Source organism: Alloacidobacterium sp. (genome assembly GCF_035631355.1).
Lineage (GTDB): Bacteria > Acidobacteriota > Terriglobia > Terriglobales > Acidobacteriaceae > Alloacidobacterium.
This window is the reverse complement of sequence record NZ_DASQIX010000025.1, coordinates 26,263-40,257: the sequence shown is the minus strand read 5'-3', so window position 1 is coordinate 40,257 and position 13,995 is coordinate 26,263. Positions and strand designations below refer to the sequence as shown.

10 protein-coding genes are annotated in these 13,995 nt (G+C 58.4%); 3 read left to right on the top strand and 7 right to left on the bottom strand.

Going from position 1 to position 13,995, the window contains the following annotated elements:
* Window positions 1-158: 158 nt before the first annotated feature.
* Window positions 159-2,363, top strand: coding sequence for a S9 family peptidase (locus tag VEV40_RS05510; RefSeq protein WP_324830728.1), 2,205 nt, complete (start codon window positions 159-161; stop codon window positions 2,361-2,363).
* Window positions 2,360-3,253, top strand: a complete 894-nt coding sequence (locus VEV40_RS05505) for an MBL fold metallo-hydrolase (RefSeq protein ID WP_324830726.1) — start codon at window positions 2,360-2,362, stop codon at window positions 3,251-3,253. Before VEV40_RS05510 ends, VEV40_RS05505 begins: the two co-directional genes overlap by 4 nt.
* On the opposite strand, the gene VEV40_RS05500 is transcribed toward VEV40_RS05505, so the two are convergent.
* The 6 genes from VEV40_RS05500 to VEV40_RS05475 all read right to left on the bottom strand — a co-directional run bounded on the left by VEV40_RS05500 (window position 3,250) and on the right by VEV40_RS05475 (window position 10,012).
* Window positions 3,250-4,857, bottom strand: coding sequence for a S53 family peptidase (locus tag VEV40_RS05500; protein WP_324830725.1), 1,608 nt, complete (start codon window positions 4,855-4,857; stop codon window positions 3,250-3,252). The two genes, VEV40_RS05505 and VEV40_RS05500, sit on opposite strands and share 4 nt — an antisense overlap.
* 128 nt (window positions 4,858-4,985) lie before the next feature.
* Window positions 4,986-5,270, bottom strand: coding sequence for a DUF3175 domain-containing protein (locus VEV40_RS05495; RefSeq protein WP_324830724.1), 285 nt, complete (start codon window positions 5,268-5,270; stop codon window positions 4,986-4,988).
* A 54-nt stretch (window positions 5,271-5,324) separates the two neighbouring features.
* The gene (locus tag VEV40_RS05490; RefSeq protein WP_324830723.1) at window positions 5,325-5,666 is read right to left on the bottom strand and encodes a cupin domain-containing protein; all 342 of its coding nucleotides are present in this window, start codon (window positions 5,664-5,666) and stop codon (window positions 5,325-5,327) included.
* A complete protein-coding gene (locus VEV40_RS05485; RefSeq protein ID WP_324830722.1) occupies window positions 5,663-7,282 on the bottom strand; it encodes an acyl-CoA carboxylase subunit beta in 1,620 nt (539 codons plus the stop codon). The genes VEV40_RS05490 and VEV40_RS05485 overlap by 4 nt, the downstream gene beginning before the upstream one ends.
* A gap of 187 nt (window positions 7,283-7,469) precedes the next feature.
* A complete protein-coding gene (locus VEV40_RS05480) occupies window positions 7,470-8,702 on the bottom strand; it encodes an MFS transporter (RefSeq protein WP_324830720.1) in 1,233 nt (410 codons plus the stop codon).
* A 137-nt stretch (window positions 8,703-8,839) separates the two neighbouring features.
* The gene (locus VEV40_RS05475; RefSeq protein WP_324830719.1) at window positions 8,840-10,012 is read right to left on the bottom strand and encodes an acyl-CoA dehydrogenase; all 1,173 of its coding nucleotides are present in this window, start codon (window positions 10,010-10,012) and stop codon (window positions 8,840-8,842) included.
* An 85-nt stretch (window positions 10,013-10,097) separates the two neighbouring features.
* Here VEV40_RS05475 and VEV40_RS05470 point away from each other — a divergent pair, with 85 nt between their 5' ends.
* Window positions 10,098-13,040, top strand: coding sequence for an FAD-binding and (Fe-S)-binding domain-containing protein (locus VEV40_RS05470; protein ID WP_324830718.1), 2,943 nt, complete (start codon window positions 10,098-10,100; stop codon window positions 13,038-13,040).
* Here the strand turns inward: VEV40_RS05470 and VEV40_RS05465 are convergent.
* Complete coding sequence (locus tag VEV40_RS05465) at window positions 13,024-13,989, bottom strand: 2-hydroxyacid dehydrogenase (RefSeq protein WP_324830717.1); 966 nt, start codon at window positions 13,987-13,989, stop codon at window positions 13,024-13,026. The genes VEV40_RS05470 and VEV40_RS05465 overlap by 17 nt on opposite strands.
* Window positions 13,990-13,995 lie beyond the last annotated feature (6 nt).

Sequence of the window (13,995 nt, the reverse complement as noted above, 5' to 3'; positions counted from 1 at the left end):
AGCAATAATCACAATAGCGATCCCCGTGCGACTTGCGTTCTGTAACCGTGCCAATGCCGATTTGTTCCAGGACCGCGCATCCGAGGCACTAGAATTGTTCTTTCGCCGCGTATCGAATTGTCCCGGGCCGGCGTAAGCATAATATTGGGGGTTCTGACGTGCGCCGTTTGCTTGCCTATGCCTCAGCCTTGCTGCTGATTTCCTGCCTTCATTCCCAGGCACAAAAACAGTGGACCGTTGCCGATATCTACGGCAACGGCAACCTCTCTGAGCGCGGTCCGGGCGAGATGACCTGGGCGCCGGACGCGAGCCGCGCCATCTACATCGGCGACCACGGCGACCTGATGCAGCTCGACGCCGCCACAGCCAAGACCAGTAAATTGCTCGATCACGAAAAGCTCGCGCCGATCATGAACGTGCAGCTCAGCGAGAAAGACCGCGATCATCGCGCGCGCTACAACGAGCCCGACTACATCTGGACTCCGAACTCAAAAGATCTGCTCTTTGATACCAACGGCACGCTCTGGGTCTACCACCTCGAGAACGGAACCGGCGTTGAGATAGGCCGCACAGGACAAGGCAGTGGTGACGATCCTAAGTTCTCGCCCAACGGTCAGTTCATCTCCTACCTGCACGATCACAATCTGTATGTAGGACGGCCAGCGACACCTGCGTCTGCCGTCACGAACACACATGAACCGACGCTGTTGAACGGTGAAGTGGATTGGGTGTATCTCGAAGAGCTGGATGTACGCAGCAACTATTTCTGGTCGCCCGATTCAAAGCAATTGGCCTACCTGCAGATGAACGAGGCCGCCGTGCCGCAGTATCCGATTGTCGATTGGATTCCGACACATGCGGGCATCGATGAACAGCGTTATCCACAGCCGGGGGATCCGAACCCGGGCGTGCGTGTTGGCGTAGTCAGCGCCAACGGCGGCAAGACGAACTGGATGAAAGTCCCGATGGATGAAGGTAGTGACTATATTCCGCGCTTTGGATGGATCAATCCGCACGTAGTCTGGATTGAGGTTCTGACACGCGATCATAAGCACTTGAACCTCTACTTCGCCGACGCGCATACCGGCGATTCGCGGCTGGTGCTGGCGCAGAGCGATGACAAGTTTTTTGATGCAGTCTATGACGTAAACTTTTTTGCCGATGGCCAGTTCCTCATCACCAGTTGGCGCGACGGTCACACGCACATCTATTACTACACCTACAACAAAGAAAACCCGCTCGATGGCCCGGCACAGCCAGTCCGGCAGCTTGAGAACGGCGACTATGAGGTTGGCGCCATCGAGTCAATCGAGGAGAAGACAAATACCGTCTACTACACCTCGAACGAGGGCGATCCGCAGCAGTCGCAGGTCTGGTCGGTGAAGCTCGACGGCAGCGGAAAGCAGCGCATCTCAAAGGCCGAGGGCGTGCATCGTCCCAGCTTCGCCGAGGGCAGCTCGGTGTTTCTTGACCGCTACTCTGACCGCGCGACGCCGTCTACGATCAGCCTTTGTCACGGCGACACTCTCTGCCAGCGAATCTGGCATGCGGGGCCGCCAAAGGGCTATGACCTGGTGCAGCCGGAAGTACTTCACCTCCAAGCCGCCGATGGCAAGACGATGCTCTACGCGTCACTCCTGCTGCCTCCCGGAATGACTTCGCCGGCCAGCGTGCCGCTTATCAATAATCCCTACGGCGGCCCGCACGCACAGACAGTGCGCGACAGCTGGGGCGGAGCGAGCTATTATTTCGATCTGCTGCTGGCGCAGCATGGATTCGCGGTGCTGCATGTGGACAATCGCGGCATGGGTGGGCGCGGGCGCGACTTTGAGCAGGCTGCCTATCGCAACTTCGGGCCGGTGCAGTTGAGCGATCAGATGGCCGCGATTGACCAGGTGCTGGAGAAGTATCCGCAGCTCGATAAGAACCGTCTGGGATGGTGGGGCTGGAGCTGGGGCGGGACGTTCACGCTGAACGCCATGTCGCATTCTGACCGGATTCGCGCCGGTGTCTCCGTTGCACCTGTGACAGACTTCAGGAACTACGATTCGATCTATACGGAGCGGTATCTCGGCCTGCCGGAGCAGAACGCGGACGCGTATAAGGCCGCGTCTGTACAGGAATCGGCTAAGAACCTGAAAGGCCATCTGTTGCTGGTTCACGGCACGGGTGACGACAATGTGCACTTTGCGAATTCCATTCAGTACATCCAGAAATTGATTGACGCGAAAATCCAGTACGACTTTCAGCCGTATCCGCGCAAAACGCATTCGATTGCGGGGCCTGTGGCGCACACGCATCTCTTCGATCGCATCCTCTGGCACTTTGAGACCTACCTGAAACCCGCGGGGGCGGCGCAGTGAGCCATCCGGCAGAAAGATCTGATTCGTACGATCTGGTTCGCGGCCGCACCACAGTTGGAGATTTCGAAATCACCGTTCTGAGTGACGGCTTCTATTTTCTCGATGGCGGCGCGATGTTCGGAGTGGTGCCAAAGCCTTTGTGGGAGAAGCGCGCTCCTGCGGACGATCAGAACCGCATTCTGCTTGGCTTAAATACGGTCGTCGTACGGACAGGCAAGCATACTGTCGTTATCGAAACCGGAATAGGTAACAAGCTAGGTGACAAATTGAAGGCGATCTACGGCGCGCAGGAGAAACTGCCGCTGGCCTTTGCCGCTGCCGGCATCAAGCCGGAAGAAGTCGATATCGTCATCAACTCCCATCTTCACTTCGACCACTGCGGATGGAACACTACGCGCACGCCGGATGGCCGCATTGTCCCGACCTTTCCTAATGCGCGCTACTTCGCGCATCGCGGAGAAGTGGAGCACGGGCATTTGCAATTGGAGCGCGACGCCATCAGCTACATCAGCGAGAACTATGATCCGCTAATCGAAAGCGGGCAAATGACGCTACTCGATGTGAAGCGCGGGCAGACGCATGAGATCATGCCCGGCATTTCCGTCGAAGGCTTTCCTGGGCATACCTTACATCTGATGGCTGTGCATCTTGATTCAGGCGGCCAACGCGCCTGCTATGTCTCTGATCTCATTCCAACGAGTGCTCACCTCGACATCACCTGGGTGATGGGCTATGACCTCGACCCGCTGACCTGCATTGAGGAGCGCAAGCGGTTTTATTCGCGCGCGATTCCTGAAAAGTGGCTCGTTCTCTTTACGCACGACCACTACACGCCTTTCGGCTATGTCGAGCTGACCGAAAAAGGCAAGCCAGTGGTGAAGCCCGCCTAACTCACTGAGCCGCCCAAATTCGCCGGCGGCGCAGGCGCCGCGCTCGTCAATGCAGTCAGAATCGACCCGCCATTCGGTGAGCCAAGCCCGGTGCAGGCGTCCCATCCGGGACCGGCGGAATAGGCCCCATTATTGCCCTGCGTAATGTCGTTGAAATCGCTTGCGCTCTGGTAGAGCGTGGGATTGACGAACCCCGCAGATGCCGCGCCTTGCGTTGCCAGTTGCTGGTTTACCAGGGCAATCAGCCCGGCATAGAGCGGAGCAACGGCGCTGGTCCCACCCACGACTTGCGGCTGCCCGTCAACGATGATGTTATAACCTGTCTCCGGAGAGGCATCGCCGGAAACATCAGGAACACCGCGTCCCGAGCTGCCCGACGGCAGAGCGCTTGTCTGCCAGGTTGGCACGGCGAAACTACCGCTGAAGCCGCCGCCGCTGGCGCCTCCCTGCGGCTGGTCATCCCATACGACCTCTTCTGAAATGGAAGTACCGTTGGCATAGAGCGCCGTCCCACCACAGGCGAGTACATGCGGGCTGGACGCAGGAAAATCAACCACAGTTCCAGTGGTGCCGTCGCTCGATCCGCTGTCTCCTGAGGCCACAGTGATGGTGACACCCAGAGCTGCTGCCGACTGGCACGCATTATCGAGCGCGGTGACCGAAGCCTGCGACCAGCTCGATTCCGGACCACCCCAGCTGATCGAAAGCACTGAAGGCTTATTGGTCGTGTCGTGGACTGCGGTCGTGATGGCGTCAATGAACCCCTGATCGCTGTTCGGCGCAAAGTAGACGGCAATGTTCGCCGCATTCGCAACCGAGCCTGCCACTTGAATGTCCAATTCGACTTCGCCATCCGCGCCGTTCGGATCTCCGGGCGAGTTCGAACCGCCGTCAACGCCTACTGCAACAACATTAGGAGTATTCAGGCCCACGCCCTGGAAATAGGTCTGAAGATCGCTTGCCGTATAACCGCCGCCTAGTTCGAGGATTGCAATCGTTTGGCCGCTCCCGTTCAGATTGGTCGGGAAGTTGTAAAGCTGCGCCACCTGTGTAGCGTTGAATGGCTGTGGTTGCTGTTGAGGAGCGGTTGGCTGCTTCTTTTTTCTGTTGGGATCGGCGGAAGTGTCCCGCCGCCGGAAATGCGGGCTCGCCACGGGGCGCGAGTCCAGACCGAGAACGGCCTCGACCGCCGGCGCATGTTCTTCGGGCAGCGAAATCGTGCCGGTAAAGGCATGGAAGCGCTTATTGCGGCGCGTGTCCTGATAGCTGTTAAGCTCCACGCCGAAAGCCTTCTCCATCGCCTCAGCCGTGCCCTTCAGCACAATGGTGCGGCGCGGGAGACTGGTGGCTGCTTCATCCACGGTCAAGCCGTGGTTACGCGCAAAGGTACGGATGCTGTCGAAGTCCGCCGGATCAGCGGCGTATTGCGCGTTGAATTCCGCATGTGAAAGCCTGCGCCCCTGCAGTTCATGCAGATGGAGAGGGTTCTTCCGTCTCACAATGACGGAAACGCTGACGGGCTGCTGTGGCGATGTGCGACCCAGATGGGTCGCTTCCGCTGGCGCCTTGTGTTCGCTTTTTTCCAAAGTAGTACGGGAAGCCATAGATCACCTCAATCTCACAGATGGGTTTCTTGACCAGGTTCAACGGCAGGCAATAACAATACCACCGACGGATAAATGGTGTGCGACGATTAATCGGCGTTTCAGGATGTGAAGGTGTCGGGCTGCATTCAGGCAGCTCGCTTGTGCTCCCTTTCGTGGGCCTTTTCAACCCGTCGGGAAAGCAACTCTTTCGCCTTTTCAAGCCTGGACTTGTCCCGAGCGCTCAAGCTTTTTCCTGCGCGATTGATAAAGAAGGTCAGCATCCTCATCCCTGAGCCGGGGCCTTTGGGCGAGACCTTCTTCGAGGCCAGCGTACGCGCGATCGTCTCAGGACTTTTCTTGAAGAGTCCCTCCGGTGGCTGGGTGGAATCGGTCTTGACGTTCTTGACCCATTTTCTCTGCGAAGCAGTCATCTCTGCGTCTCCTGTTATATGTCTGCTCGTGCCTTATACAGAGAGATGCTGATTTCAGGTCTGGCGATCATCGTGGCTGGGCGGCTGCGAGATGACGATGAAACGCACATCGGCGCCGGAGACATTCTTCGCCTGGTGTGGCACGCCGTAAGCAATCTCAATGCCCTGCTGTGGCTTCAAGGCCACAGTCCGGCCGTCGAACTGCATCGTCAGCTCACCCTCGAGCACATAGAAGAATTGCCGCGCGCGCTGGTGCCAGTGGCGCTGTTCTTCGCTGCCCGGCGGCATGCACTCCTCAATTACGCTGAGGTCGGAGGAGCGAACCAGATGCCATCCATCACAGACTTTACCCCAGACATAGTGCTCCGCCGTGTCTTTGCTAATGGGTTCGCTCACAGCGGAATGTTCCCGTGCTTCTTCGGCGGGTTTTTATCGCGCTTGCCTTGCAGCACTTCAAGAGCAGAGATCAGCCTGCGGCGCGTTTCACGCGGCAGGATGACCGCATCGACATAGCCGCGCTCGGCCGCAATATACGGGTTGGCAAACTGCTCGCGGAATTCGTGGACTTTTTCCGCGCGCGCAGCAGCCAGCAGTTCCTGCCTGCGTTCTTCACTCAACGTTCCTTCGAGTGTCTCGGCGTTGGCAACAACCTGATTCAGTTCGCGTCCGTACACGATGTTCACCGCGCCCTCCGGTCCCATCACGGCAATCTCAGCGGTGGGCCATGCGAGATTCAGGTCGGTACGAATGTGCTTGGAACTCATGACGCAGTATGCTCCGCCATAAGCCTTGCGCGTAATCACAGTAAGCTTAGGCACAGTGGCCTCGGCAAAGGCGAAAAGCAGCTTTGCACCGTGGCGGATGATCCCGCCATATTCCTGCTGCGTGCCCGGCAGAAAACCCGGCACGTCTTCCAGAGTAATAAGGGGAATGTTGAAGGCATCGCAGAAGCGCACAAAGCGCGCGCCCTTCACACTGGCGTCAATGTCGAGGACGCCGGCCAGAAACGAAGGTTGATTGGCGACGATCCCCACCGGACGCCCATTCATGCGGGCAAATCCTATGACCAGGTTGCGCGCAAAGTGCTCCTGCACTTCGAAGAAATAGCCGTCATCCACGATGCGCTCGATGACAGTCTTAATGTCATATGGCTGATTCGATTCCGCCGGAACAAGTGAATCAAGTTCTGGATCGGCACGGTCAATAGGGTCTGAGCAGGCGCGGCGCGGCGCATCATCCAGATTATTCGACGGAATAAAACTGAACAGCTCGCGAATCATGGCCAGGCATTCAGCATCGTCATGGGCCATGAAATGGGCCACGCCCGAGCGTTCGTTGTGCGTGCTCGCGCCGCCCAGCTCTTCTTTCGTCACCTCTTCATGCGTGACCGTCTTGATGACGTCCGGCCCGGTCACAAACATGTAGGAGGTCTTGTCCACCATCAGCGTGAAGTCGGTGATAGCGGGTGAATAGACGGCCCCGCCCGCGCATGGTCCGAGAATCGCCGAGATTTGCGGGATCACCCCGCTGGCCAGCGTGTTGCGTAGAAAAATATCGGCATAGCCGGCGAGGGAAACGACACCCTCCTGAATGCGCGCGCCGCCTGAATCATTCAGCCCGATGACCGGCGCCCCCACGCGCATCGCCGTGTCCATGATTTTGACAATCTTGGCTGCGTTGGCTTCCGAAAGTGATCCGCCGAAGACAGTAAAGTCTTGCGCGAAAACGAAGACCGTGCGGCCATCGATGCGTCCATGCCCAGTGACGAAGCCGTCGCCCGGAATACGCTTCTGCTCCATGCCGAAGTCGGTGCAGCGATGGGTAACCAGCTTGTCGGTTTCCTCGAAAGTGCCTTCATCGAGCAGCAGCGCGATGCGCTCACGCGCGGAGAGCTTGCCTTCCCTGTGCTGGCGTTCGCGCCGCTCTTGCCCTCCGCCCTCCTCAGCTAGACGGTTGCGGCGTTCCAGTTCCTCAAGCGATTCAGCGCGGATGGCCGGCCCGGATTTCTCCATGAAGAGAGATTATAGAAGAGCACAAAAAAGACACCGCCGATGTTCCAACACCATTGGATTGCCATTCCGAATCGAAGTATCTATCAAAAAGATGGATATGGAGCGGAGAGCCTTGTCTGAACTTGCCGAAGGAGCCCGGAGTTAGTTGCATAACTGTGCTGGCCGCAGGTTATGGAGGCCGGTGCTTCTATCCAAATCCTTCGCTCAGGCTACCGGTCGCGCCCTCACGTACTCCAGTGGCATGACGGAGCGCGGCCATTCCCAGCAGTCCCAGGCCGAGGGCGCACACGCCGCCCCATCCCCAGCGCGACCAGGCCATGGTGGAGAAGAGCGACCCCAGCGATCCGCCAAAAAAGAAAATGGTCATGTAGACGGTGTTGATGCGTCCGCGCGCGCCGGGTTCGAGCCCGAAAATACGCGTCTGGTTGGCAATCTGAGTTGCCTGCGCGCCGAGGTCGAGCACGATGACGCCGAGCACCAATCCCAGGATGTGATAGCCGAGCAGCCAGAGGATGCAGAAGCCGACTGAGAGTAGCAGGAGGCCGAGCGTCACCACGGCACGCGGACCGCGGCGGTCGGCGACACGTCCGGCGAGAGGCGCAATCAGCGCGCCGGTTGCGCCGAGCATTCCAAAGCTGCCGGCGGTGCCCGCTCCGAGATGGTAGTGTTTTGAGCCGAGCAGGAAGACCAGTGTCGTCCAGAAGGCGCTGAAGGCAGCGAAGACCAGGCCGCCCAGGACGGCTGATTCGCGCAACAGGGGCTGTGTGCGGATAAGCGTCCAGAGCGAGCGAAGGGCTTGCGCGTAAGGCAGCGGCTTGTGCGGCGGCAGTTTGGGCAGCTTGCTCAACATCAGCGGAACGAAAGCCGCGTTGCACAGCGTCGCGAATAAAAAGACTGCCCGCCAGCCGAGGAATGAGGCGATCCATCCGGAGACGGAGCGCGCCAGCAGGACGCCCAGTAGCAGGCCGGTCATCACGGTGCCAATGGCGCGTCCACGTTCTTCTTCATCGGCGAGTTCAGGCGCGATGGGCACTACAACATGGGTAACCGCAGCGGTGCAGCCGATGGCAATGCTGGCCGCGAGTAGCGTGGCGAGATTCGGCGCCAGTGCGGTGAGCAGGGCCGAGAGAGCGACTCCGGCAAAGAGGCGCACCATGAGGCCGCGGCGCTCGATGACATCGCCGAGCGGCACAAAGGCAAGGATACCGATGGAATAGCCGACCTGTGTGGCCACAGCCACAGTGCCCATCTGGCTGTGATCGACGCGCAGACTGCGGGCCATGTCGAGCAGAAGCGGTTGGTTGTAATAGATGTTCGAGACGCCGACGCCGCATGCCAGACCGAGAAAAGGCAGTAGACTGCGATGCCTCGGATGCAGTTCTACTGGGGCCTCGGGTGAAATGGTCTCGATGTCAGCCAAACATCAGTTTAGAGGATGGGATACAGTTGCTCCGGGCTGTCGTTATTGAAAAAATTCCCTCGGCGGCTAAAGCCGTCCTCATGCAACCACTTTATGGCACGGCTGAAGCCGTGCCCCTTCAAAGCAGCGAAACTACTCTATTTTGTGTTGAGCACGAGTTTGCCGATGGTCGCAAGCTGCATGTTCGAGGTGCCCTCGTAGATTTTTCCAATCTTGGCGTCCCGGTAGAATTTTTCGACGGGATAGTCCTTGACGAAGCCGTAGCCGCCGTAGATTTCAACAGCCTGGCTGGCGACACGCTCGGCAACCTGTGAGGCAAAATATTTTGCCATCGCGGCCTCGCGGATGTAGCTGAGTTTCGCATCTTTCAAACGGGCCGCGTTGTAGACGAGCAGGCGAGCGGCTTCGATTTCCGTCGCCATTTCGGCGAGCGAGAACTGTACCGCTTGGAATTCCGCAATGGCTTTGCCGAATTGTTTGCGTTCCTGAGCGTATTTCGCGGCGCAATTCCATGCGCCTTGCGCGAGGCCGAGCATCTGCGCGCCGATGCCGATGCGGCCTTCGTTCAGCGTTTCGATGGCGATTTTGTAGCCCTTGCCCGGCTCGCCTAGAACATTGGCGACGGGCACCCGGCAGTCTTCGAGAATCAATTCGCAAGTAGATGAGGCGCGGATGCCAAGCTTGTCTTCTTTCTTGCCGACAGAAAAGCCGGGAAAATCTTTTTCGACGATAAAGGCAGTGATTCCTTTATATCCGGCGGCAGGGTCAAGCGTGGCAAAGATGATAAAGACTCCGGCTTCCTTCGCGTTTGTGATCCAGAGCTTCTGGCCATTGAGAACGTAGTAGTCTCCGCGCAGTTCGGCGCGCGCCTGCAAGGCGAAGGCGTCAGAGCCGGACGCAGCTTCCGAGAGCGCATAGGCGCCGACTGTGTCTGCCGCTAGTCGCGAGAGGCATGTCTTCTTCTGGGATTCCGTGCCCCAGCGAAGGAATGCGTTGACGCATAGCGTATTCTGCACATCGACCAGCACTCCAACGGAGGCATCGACCGCGGATATTTCCTCGACGGCGAGAATGGCTTCAAAGAACGTGCCACCGCTGCCGCCATATTCAACGGGAACCTCGATTCCCATCAGGCCCAGGCTGAAGAGTTGCGGCAAGAGGTCGGGGGAAAAGTGCTGCTCCTCGTCCATCTGGCGGACGAGCGGGCCAATACTTTGTTGCGCGAAATCACGCACGGTGGAGCGGAACAGCAGTTCGTCTTCGTTCAGTTGCGTCAGTGGCAGCGCACTTGTAGCGAGTGTGTCGGGCACGTGAAACCTCGGAAGCAGGAAAACCTTTGAGTGTAGCAGAGGGCAATCGCGATGGAACACCGCGGAATGGTAATAGAGCATCTCCATGAACTGCTACGATACTGCCGTGACTACTATTTCGCCTTTTCCGGTCCTGAACAACACGCATCATCCGCACGAGGCTTTTTCCGACTCTCAGGAACTGGAGAAGAAACTGCGCGCCACGATACGAGGCGAAGTGCGCTTCGATCCCGCATCACGCGCGTTATATGCCACTGACGCCTCGAATTACCGTCAGGTGCCGATTGGACTGGTTATTCCGCGCGACTCTGCTGACGTAGTAGCAACCATTGCTGCCTGCCGCGAACTTGGCGCGCCGATTCTGGCACGAGGCGGGGGCACCAGTCTTTCCGGGCAATGCTGCAACGTTGCCGTTGTACTCGATTTCTCGAAGTACATGCGCTCGATCGAATGGCTTGATCCGGAAAAGAAGCTGGCGAAAGTCCAGCCGGGAATTGTTCTCGACCGCGTGCGCGAAGCGGCTGAAGAACATCACCTGACGTTCGCGCCGGACCCGGCAACGCATAGCCGCTGCACGCTGGGCGGCATGATCGGCAATAACTCCTGCGGCGTGCACGCGCTGATGGGCGGCAAAACGGTAGACAACATCCACTCGCTCGACATTGCGCTCTACGACGGAACGCGTATGACTGTCGGCGCGACTACGGAAGAAGAACTGAGCGCGATCATTGCTGCCGGAGGACGTCGCGGCGAGATATATGCAGGACTGCGTCGCATCCGCGACCAGTATTCGGATCTCGTGCGCCAGCGCTTCCCACGCATCCCGCGCCGTGTTTCCGGATATAACCTCGACGAACTGCTGCCGGAGAACGGCTTCCACGTAGCGCGCGCTCTTGTGGGGACTGAGGGCACCTGTGCCACGGTGCTTGGCGCAACTCTGCATTTGAAGCCAAGCCCGCCGTATCGGCGGCTGGTGGGCCTCGGCTTCGCTGATCCATTTATTGCGGCGGACCATGTGCCGCTCGTGCTGGAGTACAAGCCGATTGGACTCGAAGGCTTCGACGGCATGCTGGTCGATTTTATGAAGCGCAAGGAGCTTGCGGTTGACGATGTGGTTCTGCTGCCTGAAGGCCGCGGACATCTGCTCGTTGAGTTTGGAGGATGGTCGCCGGAAGATGCGGACGCGCAGGTAGAGCGGTTCCTAAGTGCCATATCGGAAACTCCCGCTGTCGTTCGCAGCTACACCGCCGCTGAAGCGCCAAGAGTGTGGCATGTGCGCGAATCAGCCTTGGGCTCGACCGTTTTTATTCCGGGCGAGCCGCATGGATGGGAAGGATGGGAAGATGCCGGCGTTCCTCCGGAAAAGCTTGGCTCTTTCCTGCGCGAAACTTTCAAGCTGCTGAAAGAGTTCGACTACCGCAGTCCCATGTATGGACACTTCGGCGAGGGCTGCGTGCACATGCGCATTAACTTCGACCTTGAGAGCGAGCCAGGCATCCGCAAATTCAGGGCTTTCCTTGATCTGGCCACGGACATTGTTGTCGCTCATGGAGGATCGGTTTCCGGCGAGCACGGCGATGGACAGGCCCGCGCCGTGCTCCTGCCAAAGATGTTCGGGCCGGAGTTGATGCGGGCATTTCAGGAATTCAAGGCACTGTGGGACCCGCTGAACAGGATGAATCCCGGCAAGCTGATTGATCCGGTGAATGTCTACGAGCCACACGAAAATCTGCGACTGGGCGCGGGATACGAATCGGCGAAAGACGTTACGTATTTTCAATTCCCCGACGATAAAGGGTCGTTTGCCGAAGCTACGCTGCGCTGCGTTGGCGTGGGCGCCTGCCGAAAGAAGAGTCCAGGCACGATGTGCCCCAGCTATATGGCCACGCAGGAAGAGCGGCACTCGACGCGAGGGCGCGCGCATTTGCTGTGGGAGTTGATGGAGCGCGACGTGCTCGATCGCGACTGGGGCAATGAGCAGGTGCGCGAGGCATTGGATTTGTGCCTTTCCTGCAAGGCCTGCAAGCGTGAGTGCCCGGTCAACGTGGACGTGGCCACCTACAAGGCGGAATTTCTCGCGCACTATCACGAGTCACATCGTCATCATCTACGCGATTATGCCTTTGGCTTTATGGATCGGTGGGCGCGGCTCGCGTCGGCGATCCCAGGTGTCACTCCACACCTTGCTAACCTGCCGTTGCAGGTCCCCGGCTTATCGGCGCTGGTGAAGCAGACGCTGGGAATCGCGCCGCAGCGAAAGCTTCCGCGATTTGCAGGACGAAGCTATCAGAGCCGAATGCGATCAAATCATTCCGCGCAGGCTTCGGTGTTGCTGTGGCCGGATACATGGAACAACTACTACCATCCGCATGTGCTGGAAGCAGCGCAACAGGTGCTCACGGATGCGGGATACGCTCCCTATACGCCAAAGCAGCATGTTTGCTGCGGCCGCCCGCTTTATGATTTTGGCTTTCTGAAGGAAGCACGCGCATATCTCGAGAAGATTCTGCAAGATTTCGCACCCCAGATCGATGCGGGGACGACATTTGTATTTCTCGAACCGAGCTGCGCAAGCGTCTTTCGCGATGAGCTGCTGAATTTCTTTCCAACGAATGAACGGGCGAAGCGCCTTAGCGGTCAGACTCTGCTGTTGAGTCAATTTCTCGCGCAGAAAGCCGCTGAATACAAGCCGCCATCACTGGCGGGGAAACGCATTGTGTTGCACGGGCATTGCCATCACAAGTCCCTGCTTAAGATGAATGATGAATTGACCATTCTCACGGCAACAGGCGCAAAGGTGGAGGTGCTGGACTCGGGCTGCTGCGGCATGGCCGGGCCGTTTGGGTTTGAGAAGGAAAAGTATGAGGTGTCGCAGACCCTGGGCGAGCGCGTGCTGCTGCCTGCGGTTCGCAGCGCAGCTTCGGACACGCTGGTGGTCACAGACGGCTTCAGTTGCCGCGAGCAGATTGCTCAAAACACTGACCGGCGGGCGCGGCACTTTGCCGAAATCCTCAGTAATCTTCCTTGACAACATTCTTAAGCGGCTCACCGCTGGCGAAGCGCTTCACCTGCTCCGCTACCAGGTCAAAAGCGCGCGACATGTAGAGCGGGCTTGATCCACCTACATGAGGCGTGAGCAGCAAGTTGGGCGCGTTCCAAAGTGGATGGCCTGCGGGGAGAGGTTCCGGGTCGGTAACATCGAGAGCGGCTCGAATACGGTTTTCAGTGAGTGCTTTCACCAGCGCGTCTGTATCGATGACCGAGCCGCGCGCCGCGTTTACCAGCAGCGCGCCCTGCTTCATGCATGCGATGGCGTCAGCATCGATGAGGTGGCGCGTCTCCGGCGTGAGCGGCACGATCAACACAATCACGTCTGCGGTCGGGAGCAATTCTTTGAGCCTGCCGGCCGGTTCCACTCCGGGCTTTGCCGAGCGCGCAACGCGAATGACATTTACTCCGAACGGAACAAGCCGCTCTTCAATCGACCTGCCGATAGAGCCATAGCCGACAATCATGACCGTCTTGCCTGCCAACTCTTCAATCAATACGGGCGGATAGCTGCGCTTGTTTGTTCTATAGATAGACCTGTAATTGTCTTCGGCGGCTTCGCGTGAAACCCATTTCCCATTGCGGTGCAGGTCAAAATAAAAGGGCAAGAATTTCGTCATGGCCAGAATCGCCGAAGCTGTCCACTCGGAGGTAGCCACATTGTGTGCGCCCTGAGCGTCGCACAAAACAGCGCCGGGAGGCACGAAAGACCGCAGCCAGTCGACACCCGCCTGAAGCGACTGCACTACTTTCACGCCGCGGAGGTACGGCGCCACAGGTTCAGCGTCTTTGCGAAAGAGCGGCGCGGCCCAGAAGTCGATTTCAACCGGGGCGGATGGGGTTTTCGGCAGAACGCAGACATCCGCGTCAGCAGGCAGTTTTGCCAGCATGTAATCTTCAGCCCAGTGCGGAACTCCAACTTTCACCATGCAACA

Coding starts and splice junctions, on each gene's coding strand:
- VEV40_RS05470 (WP_324830718.1), top strand. CDS start 10,098: ATGAACTGCTACGATACTGCCGTGACTACTATTTCGCCTTTTCCGGTC.
- VEV40_RS05500 (WP_324830725.1), bottom strand. CDS start 4,857: ATGGCTTCCCGTACTACTTTGGAAAAAAGCGAACACAAGGCGCCAGCG.
- VEV40_RS05465 (WP_324830717.1), bottom strand. CDS start 13,989: ATGGTGAAAGTTGGAGTTCCGCACTGGGCTGAAGATTACATGCTGGCA.
- VEV40_RS05485 (WP_324830722.1), bottom strand. CDS start 7,282: ATGGAGAAATCCGGGCCGGCCATCCGCGCTGAATCGCTTGAGGAACTG.
- VEV40_RS05495 (WP_324830724.1), bottom strand. CDS start 5,270: ATGACTGCTTCGCAGAGAAAATGGGTCAAGAACGTCAAGACCGATTCC.